Consider the following 16819-nt stretch of genomic DNA (forward strand, 5'->3'; position numbering starts at 1 on the left):
ATGGGCTCCGTCCGCGTCGCCATCGTCGGTGTGGGTAACTGCGCCTCGTCCCTGGTTCAGGGCGTCGAGTACTACCGGAACGCCAACCCGAACGACCGCGTCCCGGGTCTCATGCACGTCGCCTTCGGCGACTACCACGTCAACTCCGTGGAGTTCGTCGCGGCGTTCGACGTGGACGCCAAGAAGGTGGGCATGGACCTCGCGGAGGCGATCGTCGCCAGCGAGAACAACACCATCAAGCTCTGCGACGTGCCGCCGACCGGCGTCAGCGTGCAGCGCGGTCCGACCTTCGACGGTCTGGGCGAGTACTACCGCGAGATCGTCGAGGAGTCCGACGCCGCCCCCGTCGACGTGGCGCAGGCGCTGCGTGACGCGCAGGTCGACGTCGTCGTCTGCTACCTCCCGGTCGGCTCCGAGCAGGCCGCCAAGTTCTACGCCCAGGCCGCGATCGACGCCGGCTGCGCGTTCGTCAACGCCCTGCCGGTCTTCATCGCCTCCGACCCGGAGTGGGCCCAGAAGTTCACCGACGCTGGCCTGCCGATCGTCGGTGACGACATCAAGAGCCAGGTCGGCGCCACCATCGTGCACCGCGCACTCGCGAAGCTCTTCGAGGACCGCGGCGTCGAGCTGCTGCGCACGTACCAGCTCAACTTCGGCGGCAACATGGACTTCATGAACATGCTGGAGCGCAAGCGGCTGGTCTCGAAGAAGATCTCGAAGACCCAGTCGGTCACCTCGCAGATCCCGCACGAGATGAGCAAGAGCGACGTGCACATCGGCCCGTCGGACCACGTGCCGTGGCTGGACGACCGCAAGTGGGCGTACATCCGCCTGGAGGGTCGCTCGTTCGGTGACACCCCGCTCAACGCCGAGCTCAAGCTCGAGGTGTGGGACTCTCCGAACTCGGCCGGCGTCATCATCGACGCCGTCCGGGCCGCGAAGATCGCGCTGGACCGGAAGATCGGCGGCCCGATCCTGTCGGCCTCGTCGTACTTCATGAAGTCCCCGCCGGTGCAGTACGCCGACCACGACGCCCACCAGGCCGTCGAGGAGTTCATCGCCGGCGAGGTCGCGCGCTGACCCGCTGAAACAGCAAGCACCGGCGAGGGCCGGGTCCGAAACGGACCCGGCCCTCGCCGCGTTCAGCTCGACATCTCCAGGTACGGCGACAGCCGCAGCGCCAACTCGTCAACCGAGTCGACCTCGCCGCTGACCAGCGCGTCGGTCAACGCCATCCGCTCCTTCGCGGGCCTGTCGAGAACGAAGCCGGCCCGGGCCAGGAACACCCGCATCGCCGCCCAGCCAAGTCCGGCGTTCCAGACGTCGAGTGGTCGCCACATCATCAGGCCATGCAGGAGCGCTGCCGACTTGTCGAGCACGGTCGGATAGACCTGGCGATCCAGGTAGGCCTGAATCGCCACCTCCACGGTCTTGTGCATCGACCGCTGCTCAGCCTCGGCAAGCTCCTTGAGGCGCTGTTCGACTTCGGGCTTGAGGGTCAGGGTGAAGGCCATACCGAAGTTGTATAACTGGTTGACCGGCGTCAACCTCCCGACCATGTGTGTCGTAGGGCGACACCGGCCTCCAGCTCCAGCAGCTTGACCTTGCGAGGCAGGCCCCCGCCAAAACCGACCAGCTTGCCGCCCGCGCCGACGATCCGGTGACACGGCACGATCACCGGGACCGGGTTGCGGTTGCAGGCCACTCCCACCGCCCGTGCCGCTCCGGGATCGCCGACCAGACGCGCCACATCGCCGTACGTCAGCGTCTCCCCGTACGGGATGCGTGTCATCTCCCGCCACACGGCCCGTTCGAAGTCGGAGCCGCGCGGCATCGACACCGGCACGGTGAACGCGGTCAGCTCGCCGGCGAAGTACGCCCGCAGCTCGGCGACGGCCTGCCGGGACACCTCGTGGTCAGGATCGTCCGCCGCCGCCTCGACCCGCCCGAAATGGGCGCCGCAGACGCTCGTGCCGTCGGTGGCGACGGAGAACTCGCCGATCGGTGAGTCGAGCACGGTCCAGCGCATCCACCCATTCTCCCTGTCTCGGACTTCCTGGCCCGCCCGGCTACCAGCGGCGGGCCGAACGCCACTCCTCGGCAGCCCGGATCGCCTCCGCCAGCGGCCCGTTCGGCGCGGGTCCGATCGCGGTCCCGGAAGCCCAGGTAGAGCTTGCGACCGGCGAAGAACGGGAGAAGCAGAGCCGCGTAGAAGACCGTGATGTGTCCGCCGCCGCCGGTGCTCAGCGGGAAGTAGGCGTAGTTAGCTCACCAAGATCCGTCAGCACTGCCCCTGTTTGGTCAGCACCGACGACCCACCTCGGTAGATCATCTTGTGTCCGCAGGGCTGTCAGAGCTTGCGCGGCATCGATACCGTGCAGGTCGTGGCAATGGGGACGCTCATCTTTCTGATCATCGGCGGGGCGGGCATCGGTGTGCTCGCGCTCGCCCTGCTCGGCACCGAGCTGTTCCAGTTCGGGCACGCAGACGTCGACGGGCCGATCTCGGTCGAGACGGTCGCCGGCTTCGCCGGCGCGTTCGGCTTCGGCGCGGCCATCGTCAACGAACTGCTCGGTGCGCGTACCCCTGGCATGGTCGTCGGCGCGGCGGTCGGCGGCGTGCTCGCGGCCGTGCCCACCGCCTGGTTGGCGTCCCGACTCAGCCGGGCGGCGCGGAACATGCGCACCGACGCCACCCCCACCCGCGACGACCTGGTCGGTGCGCTCGGCCTGGTCGTCACCCCGGTGCCGGTTGACGGCTACGGCGAGGTACGGATTCGTCTCGCCGGTCAACCGGTCAAGCTCAGCGCCCGTGCTGACCAGCCGATACCGGTCGGCGCCCAGGTCTTCGTGGTGCAGGCGCTCAGCGAGACCAGCGTGCAGGTCGAAACCTACTGACTTCCCCTCGTAGACAGGACTCCTTTATATGGCCCTGCTAATCGCCATCGGTGGCGCGGTCCTCCTCGTGCTCATCCTGGTGCTCTTCGTGCTCTCCCGGATCAAGGTGGCCGGACCGAACGAGGCGTTCATCGTCACCGGCCGCAAGGGTCGCACCACCCAGACCGCCGACGGCGGGCGCTCGACCGACAACTCCGGGCAGAAGGTCGTGCTCGGTGCCTCGGTCTTCGTGCTGCCGGTGGTGCAGAAGCTCCAGTCGCTCGACCTGTCCAGCCGACGGATCGACGTCGGCATCCGGGGGGCGGTGAGCAAGCAGGGCATCCGCGCCGACCTGCACGGCGTGGCGATCGTCAAGGTCGGCGGCACCGAGGACGCGATCCGGGCCGCTGCCCAGCGGTTCCTGCACCAACAGGACGAGATCGACAACTTCACCCGGGAGGTGCTCGCCGGAGCGCTGCGCTCGATCGTCGGCCGGCTCACCGTCGAGGAGGTCATCCGGGACCGGGCGGCGTTCGCCAGCGCGGTGGCCGAGGAGGCCGAGCACTCGATGACCAACCAGGGTCTCGTGCTGGACACCTTCCAACTCCAGGACATCCTCGCCGAAGGGTCCTACCTGCAGGACCTGGGCCGGCCCGAGGCCGCCCGGGTGCTCAAGGACGCGGCCATCGCCGAGGCACGGGCCCGGCAGCAGGCCGAGCAGGAGCGGCTGCTCGCCGAAGAGGCCATCGCGGAGGCGAACCGGAACCTGTCTCTCAAGCAGGCCGGCATCCAGGCCGAGATCGACGCGGCGAAGGCGAAGTCCGCCGCCGCCGGGCCGCTGGCCCAGGCCGAACGGGACCAGGCGATCCTCTCCGAACAGCAGAAGGTCGCCGAGCGCAACGCCGAACTCAAGCAGCGCCAACTGGACACCGAGGTGCGCAAGCCCGCCGACGCGGCCCGGTACAAGGTGGAGCAGGAGGCCGAGGCGTCCCGCGCCGCGGCGGTGCTGCACGCGGACGCACAGCGGCAGTCGGTCATCGCGGCCGCGCAGGCCTCCGCCGAACAGGCGCGGCTCACCGGTGAGGGCGAGCGGGCCCGGCGTGCCGCGCTCGCCGAGGCGAACGCGATCGAGGGCGCCAAGGAAGGTGAGGCCGAGCAGCGTCGGCGCTCCGCCATCGCCGAGGCGGTGGAGCGGGAGGGTCAGGCCGAGGCCGCGGCCATCCTGGCCAAGGGTGAGGCCGAGGCGGACGCGATGGCGCGCAAGGCCGAGGCGTTCGCCGCCTACGGCGAGGCGGCGGTGCTGGACCTGCTGGTCAAGGTGCTGCCGCAGGTGGTCGAGGCGGCGAGCGCGCCGATCGGGGCGATCGACAAGATGACCGTCATCTCCACCGACGGCGCGTCGTCGCTGACGAAGTCTGTGGCCGGCAACGTGGCCCAGGGGCTCCAGCTCGGCAGCGACCTGACCGGGATCGACCTGGCCGGTCTGCTGTCCCGGCTCGGCTCAGCGTCCGCGGCCGGCAACGGCACCCCCACCGGCAAGAGCGCCCCGGCCGTGGACGGGACCGCCGTCGAGACCCGCTGACGACGTACGCAGACGGGCGCCGCTCCCGGTTCGGGGCGGCGCCCGTCAGTTCCACTCGGGTTCGGTGCGAGGGCTACTCGACGAGGCCCTCGGCGCGGGCCCAGCGCAGCAGCTCGACCTCCGCGGCGTCACGGTCCAGAGGGCCGTGCTCAAGGCGCTGTTCCTTGAGGTGCTTCCAGGCCCGCCCGACCACCGGCCCCGGCGGTACGCCGAGCAACTCCATGATCGCGTTGCCGTCCAGGTCGGGACGGACCCGGGCCAGGTCCTCCTCGGCCGCGATCCGGGCGATCCGATCCTCCAGCGCGTCGTAGTCGGCGGCGAGCTGGGCCGCCTTGCGCCGGTTGCGAGTCGTGCAGTCCGAGCGGGTCAGCTTGTGCAGCCGGGGCAGCAGGTCACCGGCGTCGGCGACATACCGGCGCACCGCCGAGTCCGTCCACTCGCCCCGCCCGTACCCGTAGAAGCGCAGGTGCAGCGCGACCAGCGCGGTCACCTTGGCGATGACCTCCTTCGGGTAGCGCATCGCCTTCATCCGGGCCTTGGTCAGCCGTGCGCCGACCACCTCGTGATGGTGGAAGCTGACCCGACCGTCGGGGGCCGCAGCCTTCGTCGCCGGCTTGCCCACGTCATGCATGAGGGCGGCCATCCGCAGGATGAAGTCGCAGCCCTCCTCCTCGTAGGAGACCGCGTTCTCGACGACCGTCAGGGTGTGCTCGTAGACGTCCTTGTGCTGCGCGTGCTCGTCGATCTCCAGCTTCAACCCGGTCAGCTCCGGCAGGAACCGTTCGGCCAGCCCGGTGTCGACCAGCAGCCGCAGCCCGGTGATCGGGTCAGCACCGCAGAGCAGCTTCGTGAACTCGTCGCGGATCCGCTCGGCGGTGATCCGGTCCAGGTCGGCGGACATCTCGCTCATCGCCCGGTGCACGTCCGGGTGCACGGCGAAACGCAACTGGGCGGCGAACCGGGCGGCCCGCAGCATCCGCAACGGGTCGTCGCCGAACGACTCCCCGGGGGTGCTCGGGGTACGGATCATCCTGGCCGAGATGTCGTCCAACCCGCCGTGCGGGTCGGTGAACCGGTGCTCCGGCAGGCTGACCGCCATCGCGTTGATGGTGAAGTCGCGCCGCTTCAGGTCCTCGTCGAGGCTGGTGCCGTAGACCACCACCGGGTTGCGGCTGACCTGGTCGTACGACTCCGCGCGGAACGTGGTGATCTCCAGCCGGAGGCCGTCGCGCTGGGCGCCGATGGTGCCGAACTCCCGACCGGTCTCCCAGATCGACTCGGCCCAGCCCTTGAGGACCCGCAGCGTCTCGTCGGGGTGCGCGTCGGTGCAGAAGTCGAGGTCGTCCCCGAGTCGGCCGAGCAGGGCATCCCGCACCGAACCACCCACCAGGTGCAACTCGTGACCGGCGCGGACGAAGCGGCGGCCCAACTCGTCGGCGACCGGGGAAACCCGGAGCAGTTCGGCGACGGCGTTGCGCTGCGCGGCGGTGAGTTCGCGGCGGTCGGCGGCGTGAGGAGCGGAAGCTTCGGACATGGGATCGCCAGCTTATCGGGCCAGGGTGTGATCCGATCCGCCGGGCGCGGGTAACGGGTGGGGGTTGACTATGGTCTGTGGCGTGCGGGTCGGTGTCCGGCTCGACGTACCCCTGGGAGGCTGGAGATGAGCGGCGGGCTCTACCGCAGCGCCAACGCCACGCCGGACGGTAACGTGCCGCCGGCTGACGGGGCGATCTTCATCTCCGCGGAGCCGCTGAACCAGCCCGGGGTGGAGGCTACGGCGCCCCCACCCGAGGTCGTCGGCGAAACCAGCGCCGCCGCCAACAGCGCGGTCATGGCGGTCGGCAGCCTCGTCAGCCGGGGCACCGGCTTCATCCGGAACCTGATGATCGGTGCCGCCCTCGGCAACCTGATCGGCAACGCCTACACGACCGCAATCTTCCTCCCCAATCAGGTGTACGAGTTCCTGCTCGGCGGGGTGCTGACCAGCGTGCTCATCCCGGTGCTGGTCCGTCGACGCAAGAGCGACGCGGACCGGGGCGAGGCGTACGCCCAACGGCTGCTCAGCCTCGCGGTGCTGGCGCTGGCCGCGGCGGCCCTGATCGCCGTGGTGTCGGCGCCGGTGCTGACCACCATCTACGCCAGCGGCAAGGACAAGGCCTACACCGAGCTGATCACGCACCTGTCGTGGCTGATCCTGCCGATGCTGTTCTTCACCGGCGTCAGCGCGCTGATCGCCGCGGTGCTGAACACCCGGGGCCACTTCGCCGCGCCCATGTGGGCGCCCATCCTCAACAACCTGGTGGTGATCGGCGTCTTCGGTCTCTACATCCTGGTGTACGGGGCGAAGGGGCTACAGCCGTCGGAGATGGACGCCGGCCGGGTCCTGCTGGTCGGTGGCGGCACCCTGCTCGGCGTGGCGGTACAGACCGCCGGGCTGTTGCCGGCGCTGCGCAAGGTCGGCTTCCGCTGGAAGTGGCGGTTCGACTTCCGCGAGCTGGGGCTGCGTGAACTGGCCCGGCTCGGGGCCTGGATGTTCTGTTACGTGGCCGTCAACCAGCTCGGCCTCTTCGTGGTGGTCAATCTCCTCACCCGAGCGGCGGGCGAGGACCAGGCCGGCATCCTCATCTACAACAACGTCTTCCTGCTGCTGATGATGGCGCACGGCATCATCGCCGTCTCGATCATCACCGCGCTGATGCCCCGGATGGCAGCCGCCGCAGCTGACGGGCGGTTCCACGACGTCACCGCCGACCTCTCCCGTGGTGTCCGGATGGTCACGGCGGTGCTCGCGCCGATCGCGGTCTGCTACGCCGTGCTGTCCACCCCCATCTCGGTGGTGGTTTTCAGGTATGGCGCGTTCAGCGCGGAGAACGCGACGGCCACGTCCACCGTGCTGCTGGCCGCCGCAATCGCCCTGGTGCCGTTCGCCATCAGCCAGCTCTTCACCTTTGCCTTCTACGCGCTGCCGGACACCCGCACCCCGGCTCTGATCAACATCCCGGTGGTGGCGCTGCGGGTCGGCGTACAGATCGTGCTGTTCGCCGCGTTCGCCGCACACTTCGCGGCGGCCGGGATGATGATCGGCAACGCGGTCTCCTACCTGGCGGCGGCGGTGGCCTCCGCCTGGTTGCTCCGGCCCCGGGTCGGCCGGATCGGTCTGGGTGCCATCATGCGAACCATCGGCCGGGTCGTGGTCGCCGCGCTCGGCGCGGCGCTGATCGGATGGTTGGTGATCGCCGTTCTCCCCGGCAACGACACACCCAGTTGGACCGAGGCGGCGATCCAGTTGGTGGTTGGTGGGGCGGTCATCGGCGGGACCTACCTGGGTCTGGCCATGCTGCTGCGGATCAGTGAGATCACCGAGGTGGTCGGCATGGTCCGCCGTCGCCTGGGTCGCTGACCGTCAGCACCCGATCACAAAAAGTTTCTGCACACACGGACCGTGACCGCGGATCACCAGGCTGGGGACGCACCTGTGGATAACTCCGCGATTCGCCGGTCAACCACCGCATCGGCCTGTGGATAACCAACCGTACGGCTGAGCGTGCCGGGCCAATCGGTGGGAAGATGCCAGTTGTAGGGAGGGGTCGCGTCAGCCCAGCCCCGGCGTCGGGCACTTGCGGTGAAGCCGTAGATTAGCTAGTACATGTGCCAGCAACGTGGCTGACAACGGTCGTAACCGGACGAGCTCTTCGACTGCCGGGAACCCGCCGGGTACGGCGGGAAGATGACATGTCGGGGAGACGGGCAACCCAGGTAAGGTCGCTCTCGACGGGTACGGCAGGGGCCGACGCTGCGCGTCGACACCGGTCGGCCGGTTCCTTCAACGGCAGAGCGGGAAGCCACATGCCCAGCAGTGCGGGTCCATCGATCGACACGATCACCGAGGGAGGACGGGTGACCCAGGTCGGCGAGGGTCAGGAGGCGGACGAAAGCGCTCCTCCGGTCATGACCTTCGGTGCTCCCACGGCCGGTGAAGTCCTCGCCGAGCGGTACGAGCTGGTTGAGCACATCAACAACGACAGCGCGGGTCGGCTGGTCTGGCGCGGGGTCGACGTCATCCTGCGTCGTCCCGTCGCGGTGGTGCTGCGCTACCCGGGCGGCGACTCCGCCACCGAAATGCTTCAGGCGGCCGTCGCGGCCAGCCGGGTCATCCATCCCAACCTGGTCGGCGTCTACGACGCGATCGACGAGGCCGACCGCGCGTACGTGGTGCGCGAGTGGGTCGACGGGCAGTCCCTGCGGGACCTTGCGGCCGACGGTCCACTGGACCCGGCCCGGGCCACCGCGATCGGCAACGCCGTCGCGAGCGCTCTCGCCGCAGTGCACGCTACCGGCATGGTGCACGGCAACGTCCACCCTGGCACCGTCATGATCAGTGACGAGGGCCGCGTGGTCCTGGCGGACGCCCGCACCGATGGCGACGACAGCCAGGAGAACGACATCCGGGCGGTCGGCGGTGTCCTCTACTTTGCCCTGACCGGTTACTGGCCGCACGCCGAGGCACCGCTGCGTGGCGCCACCGCCGGCCACGGCCGGGCCGCCATCCCGGACGCCGTTCGCGACGCCGGGGGCGCCATCGCGGCACCTCGCCAGGTCCGGGCGGGTGTTCCCGCGTACCTGGACGACCTGACCATGGATCTGCTCGACGCCGAGATCGCGCCGCCGTCGTCCGATGTGCTCGCCGCCGAGCTTGCCCGACTGGACGTGCCGGCCGAGGAGGAGCACTACCTCGACAACAGTGGGCCGCTGCGGTTCGCCGCCGACACCGAGGAAGAGCCGTCGCCACTGGCCGCTGCCGGTGGTCGCAAGGTCGCCGTGGGCATCGCCGGCCTGCTGGCCGTCGCCCTGGTCGGTCTGCTGATCGGGATCAGCACGCTGGGCGACGGCGACAAGGACCCGCAGGCCAACCAGCCTCCCGCTCCCACCTCCAGCGCCCCGGCCGGCGATGCCACCCCGGCCGCCACCGCGGTCCGCAAGCTGGCCGTCAAGGGCGTCCGGATCATCGACCCGTACAGCAAGAACCGTAGTGAGGTCGACGGCGCCGAGAAGGTCATCGACGGTGACGAGGACGAGGGCTGGGAGACCGAGACCTACCGGGACCGGCCCAACTTCGGCAACCTGAAGAAGGGCATGGGCGTCTGGATCGACCTCGGCGAGCCGCACACCGTCAAGTCGGTGCAGGCAATCCTGTCGGCCACCGGCGCGTCCGCCCAACTCCTCGCCGGCACGACCAACCCGCCGTCCAGCTCCAGCGGTGACAAGCAGTTGGAGCTGGACTACAAGACCGCCATCGGCCAGCCGTTCGAGGACCACGACGGCACCACCATGACGTTCAACGGCTTCGACGCCGACCAGAAATACCAGTACCTGTTGTTCTGGATCACCGAGTTGGCTCCGGCCGAGGGTGGCTTCAAGCTTGGGGTGCAGGAGATTACGGTCCAGGGGTCGTGAGCCGGGCGCCACGATCCGGGCATCGCATTCGCTGGACGCGGTGATGGGCGGGCGTGTCGCCGCAACGGACCTGGAGCTGCTGCGCGCGCACGTCGCCGGGGACCGGGACGCCTTCGCCGAACTGTTCCGCCGGCACCGCGACCGGTTGTGGGCGGTGGCGCTGCGGACGCTCGGCGACCGCGAGGAGGCAGCCGACGCACTCCAGGACGCCCTGCTGTCGGCGCATCGGGCGGCGGGCCGGTTCCGCGGCGACTCCGCCGTCACCACCTGGCTGCACCGGATCGTGGTCAACGCCTGCCTGGACCGGATCAGACGCCGACAGGCGCACCCCACAGTGCCGCTGCCGGACGGCAACCGGGCCGAGGACGGCACCGGCGGGCTGGAGCCGGCGGCACCGGCCACGGACCACGACACGGTGCTGGTGGTCCGCGAGGCACTCGCCGCGCTGCCCCTTGAGCAACGCGCCGCCCTGGTGCTGGTCGACGTACAGGGCTATCCGGTCGCCGAGGTCGCCCGCATCCTCGGCGTCGCCGAGGGCACTGTGAAGAGTCGGTGCGCCCGGGGCCGGGCCCGTCTGGCGGTGCTGCTCGGGCATCTCCGCCCTGCCGTGGCCGCAACGCCCTCGGCACGATCGGACCCAGCCAAGATGGTCGGTGACGTGCCCGGCGTCACGCCGGGGAACCCAGGCCCGGCCGAGGGCGTCGGATCGGGGTCGAGCCGATACCGGCGGGACGCCAACCAGGAGGACACGTGACGACCGAGGGGTTCCGGGAGGTCGACGACGACCTCCTCGCTGACTACCTCGGCGGGGCGTTGGACGGCACCCCGCAGCAGGAGGAGGTCGCCCAGCTGGTGTCCGCGGACCCGGCCTGGGCCGAGGCGTACGCACTGCTGGCTCCCGCGTTGACGGAGGTCAGTTCGAGCCTGACCCGCTTGGCTGAGCCGTCACCGGAGATGCCGCAGGCGATCGTCGACCGCCTCTCCGCCGCGCTGGCCGCCGCGGAGCCGACGTCGGACGACCCCTCCGCCGAGCAGACCGCGCCCGGGGTCGACCCGGCCGCCGACACCGGGTCGCCGCTGGTCGTACCGGTGCAGGGCGGGGCCGGTCGCCGGCCCACCACCCCCGCCTCGTCCAGGTCGGGACGCCGGGCATCCACCGTCCCTGGTCGCCGCTGGCGTGAATGGGCCCGCCGTGGCGCACCGGTGGCCGCCGCCACGGTCGCCGTCGTCGCAGTCGCGCTGGGCCTCAACCAGTTGGCGACGGGCGTCTCGGACGACACCAGTGCCACCAGCGCCCAGGACCGGCCGGCCAGAGCACCCGCGGACGCCGCGGCGGCCGGCGCGGTCCGCACCACAGGGCCCGCACTGCGCAGCGGTACGGACTACACCCCGCAGAGCCTCGGCAACGAGCCGGATGTCGGCACGCTGAGCACAGCGACTCCCAGCCGAGTGACCGGCAACACCCCCGGCACCCAGCCGGAGGTGGACGACGAGGAAGGCCGGCGTCCCGCCGGCGACGGGCTGACCCAGTTGGCCCGGCTGACCGACGAGGCCGCGCTGGCGACCTGCCTGGCTGACGTGGCGGCCGAGCACGGCAACGCTCCACTGACGGTCGAGGTGCTCGACTACGCGCGGTTCCAGGGCGAGCAGGCCCTGGTCATCCGCTTCACCGACGCGACCGGAGCTCGTTGGGCCTGGGTGAGCGGCCCGGAGTGCGGAGTGCCCGGGTCCGCCTCGGACAGCCGGTATTCGGCGCGGGTAGGGTGAATCCACGGTCAACGGCACAAAGACCGGCCACGTGACCTGACCCACCGGATGCCCGGCTCGGGAATCCCCGGTTCGTACGATGACGTTCTGGAAGTCAGCTGCCGGCCCCACCCAGGCGTCGGCAACTCGGATCGGCATCGGTGCTCGCGCCGACGCCGAACACACACAACTCGGGAGACGGCAGTGGACGAGGTCCGCAACCTGATCATCATCGGCTCCGGGCCGGCCGGCTACACGGCGGCGGTCTACGCCGCCCGCGCCAACCTGAAGCCGCTGATCATTGAGGGCGTGCAGTCGGGTGGTGCGCTGATGACCACGACCGAGGTGGAAAACTTCCCCGGCTTCGCTGACGGCATCCTCGGCCCCGAGCTGATGGACAACATGCGCAAGCAGGCCGAGCGGTTCGGCGCCGAGTTCCTCACCGACGACGTGACCCGTGTCGAGCTGGTGGACACCGGCGACGCCGGCTCCGGCGCGGTGAGCACCGTCTGGGTCGGCGAGACCGCCTACCGGGCCCGCTCCATCATCCTCTCCACCGGTTCGGCGTGGCGGCCGCTGGGCGTGCCCGGCGAGCAGGAATACCTGGGCCACGGCGTCTCCTCCTGTGCCACCTGCGACGGCTTCTTCTTCCGCAACCAGCACATCGTGGTCGTCGGCGGCGGCGACTCGGCGATGGAGGAGGCCAGCTTCCTCACCCGCTTCGCCGAGTCGGTCACCATCATCCACCGGCGTGACTCGTTCCGGGCCAGCAAGATCATGGCCGACCGGGCGCTGAGCAACGAGAAGATCAAGGTCGAGTGGAACAGCACCGTCGAGGAGATCCTCGGCGACGACGGCAAGGTCACCGGCGTACGGGTCCGCAACGTGCACACCGGCGAGACCAAGGTGCTGGACGTGACCGGCGTGTTCGTGGCCATCGGCCACGACCCCCGCAGCGAGCTCTTCCGTGGTCAGGTCGAGATGGACGACGAGGGCTACGTCAAGGTCCAGGCCCCCGGCACCCGCACCAACGTGCCGGGTGTCTTCGCCGCCGGCGACCTCGTCGACCACACCTACCGCCAGGCGATCACCGCGGCCGGCACCGGCTGTGCCGCCGCGCTCGACGCCGAGCGGTTCATCGCGACGCTCAGCTGAAGCAACCGAACACATCTGAGGAGGGGCCATAGTGGGAAAGACCAAGGCGGTCACGGACGCCAGTTTCGTCGCCGACGTGCTGCAGGCTGACAAGCCGGTTCTGGTGGACTTCTGGGCCGAGTGGTGCGGCCCCTGCCGCAAGGTTTCGCCGCTGCTCGAGGAGATCGCCGGCGAGATGGGTGACCAGGTCACCATCGTCAAGCTCAACATCGACGAGAACCCGGAGACCGCGCGGGCCTACCGCGTGATGTCGGTGCCGACGCTCACCGTCTTCAAGAACGGCCAGCCGGTGCAGTCGATCGCGGGCGCCAAGCCGAAGGGTGAGCTGGTCAAGCTCATCGAATCGGCCCTCTGACCAGCAGGAACACCAACCGGACCCCGTACCCGCTCGCCGGGTGCGGGGTTTCGTTGTCTCCCGGGCCGCACCGGCGACGTTTTTCCTGGCCCCAGCCACCTCACCGCCCCGGAACGCATAGCCTCAAGCCTGGGCCGCCCGGCCAGCCAGCGTCGTGCAGAGGGGGTCGTGCGTGCGTCCGATCCGACCCGGTGACCGGGGACCCGCGGTCACGGAGATTCGTACCATCCTGATCGGCCTCGACCTGCTCGCCGCAGCCGGGCCGCACGCCGACGAGTTCGACCTGGACACCGAGCGGGCCGTCCGGGCGTTCCAGCAGTCCCGAGGGCTCAGCGTGGACGGCCGGGTCGGGGCGGAGACCTGGCGCGCCCTGGACGCCGCCCGCTGGCGGCTCGGCGCCCGCACCCTCTACCACGCGGTCCCCGAGGCGCTCACCGGCGAGGACGTCCGGTCACTGCAGGAGCGACTGCTGGAGATGGGGTACGACGTGGGCCGCGCGGACGCCATCTACGGCGTCCGGACGTCCCGCGCTGTGGCCCAGTTCCAGCGCGAGGTCGGTCTCACCCCCGACGGCTCCTGCGGCCCACACACCATGAACGCGCTGCGCCGGATCGGCCGCAAGGTGGTCGGTGGCCGCCCGCAGTGGCTACGCGAGTCTGACGCGATCCGGCAGTCCGGGCCGGCGCTGGTCGGCAAGACGGTGGTCATCGACCCGGGTCACGGTGGCACCGACCCCGGGATGGTGGTGCCCGACGGGCCGCTGCGCTGGACGGAGGCCGACCTGGTGCACGACCTCGCCAGCCGGTTGGAGGGGCGGCTCGCCGCGTCCGGGGTGCGGGTGCAGCTCACCCGGGGGCCGTCGCCCGACCGTTGTCTGCCGGACACCGACCGGGCCGAGCTGGCCAATTCACTCGGCGCCGACGTGTTCATCTCGCTGCACCTGGACGGCCACGCCAACCCGGATGCGGAGGGCGTCGCGACCTACCACTACGGCACCGACAACGGGGTGACCTCGGCGACCGGTGAGCGTCTGGCCGGGCTCGTGCAGCGGGAGATCGTCGCCCGGGCCGGCCTGCGGGACTGCCGCACCCACGCCAAGACGTGGGACCTGCTGCGACTGACCCGGATGCCCGCCGTCCGGGTCGAGGTCGGCTACCTCACCTCGCCCACGGACCGCGCCCAACTGGTCGACCCCCGGTTCCGGGACCGTGTGGTGGAGGCGATCGTGGCTGCCGTGCAGCGGATGTACTACCCGATCGAACGGGACGTTCCGACCGGCTCGCTGGACGTCAGCGAACTGCGGGCCGTCGTGGCCGCCGGCACCGTGGTCGACTGACCCTCCGCCTGAGTGCGGTCGCCGCGCGCGAGCCCGGCGGTCAACCGTTGGTGGAACGGGTGGCCGGGGCGGGACGGACCGGGCGGAGCAACGTCTCCGGGCTCATCGAGCCGAGCAACTTCTCCAGCGCGTACTCGACGTCGGACTTCCAGCTCAGCGCCGTACGCAGCTCAAGGCGCAGCCGGGGGAAACGCGGATGCGGACGTACGGTCTTGAACCCCACCGAGAGGAAGAAGTCGACCGGCGCCACGCAGCCACCCGAGGGGTCGTCCGCGTCGCCGAACTTGGCGTCGCCGAACGCCTCGATTGCCTTGATCCCCCGCTTGGTCAGGTCCCGGGCGACGCCCTGCACCAACATCCGGCCCAGGCCGCCACCGGCGAACGCGGCGACCACGTTGGCCGTCATCAGCAGTGCCGCGTCGGCGGAGACCGGCGAGGTCGGGAACGCCATCGAGCGGGGCACGTAGGCGGGTGGGGCGTACATCACGAAGCCGGCCGGCATGCCGTCGACGTACGCGAGCTTGCCGCAGGAGCCCCACTCCAGCAGCGTCTGGGAGACCCACGCCTCCTTCTCCAGGCCCGGATCGCCAGCGGCGCAGGCGCGCTCCGCGGAGACCGGATCGAGCTCCCAGTAGACGCACTGCCGGCACGGGCGCGGGAGGTCTTCCAACGTGTCGAGGGTCAGGCTGACCAGACGTCGCGACATATGGAGCATCCCCACAATAGGCTCGGTGGTGAGACCGGCATGGAACGACAGCGCCGCCTTCCTGCCCCCGACGAGCGATCGTACGCCGACGATCGGAGATGCGGGAGGGGACGCGCAGATGCCCACCCCACCGGGGACGCCGGACACGGTCCGCCATGTGGTCGATCCGTCTCGGCACGGTCGCGGGGCGGCTTCGGCGGACTAGGATCGACAATCGGTGTCCCGCCGCCATGGTCAGCGGCTTGTGGGGTACCCGGGGCGGGAGCCACCCGAGCAGCGATCGAGGTGAGGTCATGACCGGCACGACACTCGACGACTACACCGACCGGTACGCCCGGCGGGTACGCGGGATGACCGCCTCGGAGATCCGAGCACTGTTCGCGGTCGCCAGCCGTCCGGAGGTCGTCTCGCTCGCTGGTGGCGCACCGTACATCGCCGCCCTTCCGCTGGACGCTGTCGGTGAGATGCTCGGCCGGCTCGGCTCGGAGCACGGCGTGACCACCCTCCAGTACGGCATCGGCCAGGGCACCCTTGAGCTGCGCGAGCGCATCTGCGAGGTGATGTCGCTCTCCGGGATCGACGCCGCGTGCGGCGCCTCTCCCGAGGACGTCGTCGTCACCGTGGGCGGGCAGCAGGCCCTGGACCTGGTGGCCCGGCTCTTCCTCGACCCCGGTGACGTGGTGCTGGCCGAGGGTCCGACGTACGTCGGTGCGCTCGGCGTCTTCCAGGCCGCCCAGGCGCAGGTCGTGCACGTACCGATGGATGAGGACGGGCTCGTCCCGGAGGCGCTGGAGGCGGCCATCGCCGACCTCGCCCGTGCCGGGCGTCGGGTGAAGTTCCTCTACACGATCCCCACCTACCAGAACCCGACCGGTGTGACACTCAGCGAGGAACGCCGGGAACGGGTCCTCGACATCTGTGAGCGCGCCGGCCTGCTCGTCGTCGAGGACGACCCGTACGGTCAGTTGGGTTTCGAGGGTGAGGCCCCCGCGCCCCTGCGGGCCCGCCGCCGGGACGGGGTCTTCTACCTCAGCACCTTCTCCAAGACCTTCGCGCCCGGGCTGCGGGTCGGTTGGATCCTGGCACCGCACGCGGTCCGCGACAAGCTGGTCATCGCCAGCGAGGCCCAGATCCTCTGCCCCAGCGGTTTCGCCCAGGCCGCCGTCTCCACCTACCTGGGTACGATGCCCTGGCGGCAGCAGCTCAAGGTCTACCGCGAGGTCTACCGGGAGCGCCGGGACGCCCTGCTCGACGCGATGACCGACCTGATGCCCGAGGGCACCAGCTGGACCACGCCGGCCGGCGGTCTCTTCGTGTGGGCCACCCTGCCCGAGGGGCTCGACTCCAAGGCCATGATGCCGCGAGCGGTCGCCGCCCGGGTCGCCTACGTGCCCGGCACCGGCTTCTACGCCGACGGCACCGGCACCGGCGCGATGCGGCTCAACTTCAGCTTCCCGCCGCCGGAACGGATCCGCGAGGGCGTCCGCCGGCTGTCCGGTGTGATGGAGCAGGAGATCGCGATGCGCCGCGTCTTCGGTGCCGTGGGCGGTGCCGCCGGCCGACGCGGCCAGGCCGGCTCCGACGTGCCAGGGCCCGACTTGGCATGATG

The 16819-nt window shown here is 70.4% G+C and carries 15 protein-coding genes; 11 read left to right on the forward strand and 4 right to left on the reverse strand.

Annotated elements, in window-relative coordinates; all coding sequences use genetic code 11:
• Entirely contained in the window at positions 1-1080 is a 1080-nt protein-coding gene (locus CLT68_RS06370; RefSeq protein WP_099849462.1) for an inositol-3-phosphate synthase, read from the forward strand.
• A gap of 62 nt (positions 1081-1142) precedes the next feature.
• Here CLT68_RS06370 and CLT68_RS06375 read toward each other — a convergent pair whose 3' ends face one another.
• Together CLT68_RS06375 and CLT68_RS06380 are read right to left on the reverse strand one after the other, a co-directional pair.
• On the reverse strand, positions 1143-1514 hold the full coding sequence (locus tag CLT68_RS06375) for a ribbon-helix-helix protein, CopG family (RefSeq protein WP_099849463.1): 372 nt from the start codon (positions 1512-1514) through the stop codon (positions 1143-1145).
• Between the two features lie 29 nt (positions 1515-1543).
• Positions 1544-2029, reverse strand: a complete 486-nt coding sequence (locus tag CLT68_RS06380; RefSeq protein ID WP_088950781.1) for a methylated-DNA--[protein]-cysteine S-methyltransferase — start codon at positions 2027-2029, stop codon at positions 1544-1546.
• Between the two features lie 361 nt (positions 2030-2390).
• Here CLT68_RS06380 and CLT68_RS06385 point away from each other — a divergent pair, with 361 nt between their 5' ends.
• Positions 2391-2897: an NfeD family protein gene (locus CLT68_RS06385; RefSeq protein ID WP_099849465.1), complete on the forward strand. Its 507-nt coding sequence runs from the start codon at positions 2391-2393 to the stop codon at positions 2895-2897.
• 28 nt (positions 2898-2925) lie between these two features.
• Positions 2926-4458, forward strand: coding sequence for a flotillin family protein (locus tag CLT68_RS06390; protein WP_088950784.1), 1533 nt, complete (start codon positions 2926-2928; stop codon positions 4456-4458).
• Positions 4459-4531: 73 nt separating this feature from the next.
• Here CLT68_RS06390 and CLT68_RS06395 read toward each other — a convergent pair whose 3' ends face one another.
• Complete coding sequence (locus CLT68_RS06395) at positions 4532-5992, reverse strand: CCA tRNA nucleotidyltransferase (protein WP_088950785.1); 1461 nt, start codon at positions 5990-5992, stop codon at positions 4532-4534.
• Between the two features lie 126 nt (positions 5993-6118).
• Between CLT68_RS06395 and murJ the strand changes: the two genes are divergently transcribed.
• The 7 genes from murJ to CLT68_RS06430 all read left to right on the forward strand — a co-directional run bounded on the left by murJ (position 6119) and on the right by CLT68_RS06430 (position 14504).
• Entirely contained in the window at positions 6119-7858 is a 1740-nt protein-coding gene (gene murJ, locus CLT68_RS06400) for a murein biosynthesis integral membrane protein MurJ (RefSeq protein ID WP_099849467.1), read from the forward strand.
• Positions 7859-8304: 446 nt separating this feature from the next.
• On the forward strand, positions 8305-9912 hold the full coding sequence (locus CLT68_RS06405) for a protein kinase family protein (RefSeq protein ID WP_099849469.1): 1608 nt from the start codon (positions 8305-8307) through the stop codon (positions 9910-9912).
• Between the two features lie 43 nt (positions 9913-9955).
• The gene (gene sigM, locus CLT68_RS06410) at positions 9956-10666 is read left to right on the forward strand and encodes an RNA polymerase sigma factor SigM (protein ID WP_099849471.1); all 711 of its coding nucleotides are present in this window, start codon (positions 9956-9958) and stop codon (positions 10664-10666) included.
• Positions 10663-11679, forward strand: a complete 1017-nt coding sequence (locus CLT68_RS06415) for a hypothetical protein (protein ID WP_099849473.1) — start codon at positions 10663-10665, stop codon at positions 11677-11679. The genes sigM and CLT68_RS06415 overlap by 4 nt, the downstream gene beginning before the upstream one ends.
• Before the next feature lie 183 nt (positions 11680-11862).
• Positions 11863-12813 (forward strand): thioredoxin-disulfide reductase, encoded by a 951-nt coding sequence (gene trxB / locus CLT68_RS06420; RefSeq protein ID WP_099849474.1) that lies wholly within the window; start codon positions 11863-11865, stop codon positions 12811-12813.
• A gap of 31 nt (positions 12814-12844) precedes the next feature.
• Positions 12845-13168: a thioredoxin gene (trxA, locus tag CLT68_RS06425; protein ID WP_088950790.1), complete on the forward strand. Its 324-nt coding sequence runs from the start codon at positions 12845-12847 to the stop codon at positions 13166-13168.
• A 172-nt stretch (positions 13169-13340) separates the two neighbouring features.
• Positions 13341-14504, forward strand: coding sequence for an N-acetylmuramoyl-L-alanine amidase (locus CLT68_RS06430; RefSeq protein ID WP_099849476.1), 1164 nt, complete (start codon positions 13341-13343; stop codon positions 14502-14504).
• A gap of 40 nt (positions 14505-14544) precedes the next feature.
• Here the strand turns inward: CLT68_RS06430 and CLT68_RS06435 are convergent, their stop codons facing one another.
• A complete protein-coding gene (locus CLT68_RS06435) occupies positions 14545-15210 on the reverse strand; it encodes a GNAT family N-acetyltransferase (protein ID WP_088950792.1) in 666 nt (221 codons plus the stop codon).
• Between the two features lie 293 nt (positions 15211-15503).
• Here CLT68_RS06435 and CLT68_RS06440 point away from each other — a divergent pair, with 293 nt between their 5' ends.
• Positions 15504-16817 (forward strand): aminotransferase-like domain-containing protein, encoded by a 1314-nt coding sequence (locus CLT68_RS06440; protein ID WP_088950793.1) that lies wholly within the window; start codon positions 15504-15506, stop codon positions 16815-16817.
• Positions 16818-16819: the final 2 nt, after the last annotated feature.

This window comes from Micromonospora sp. CNZ299, from assembly GCF_002754415.1.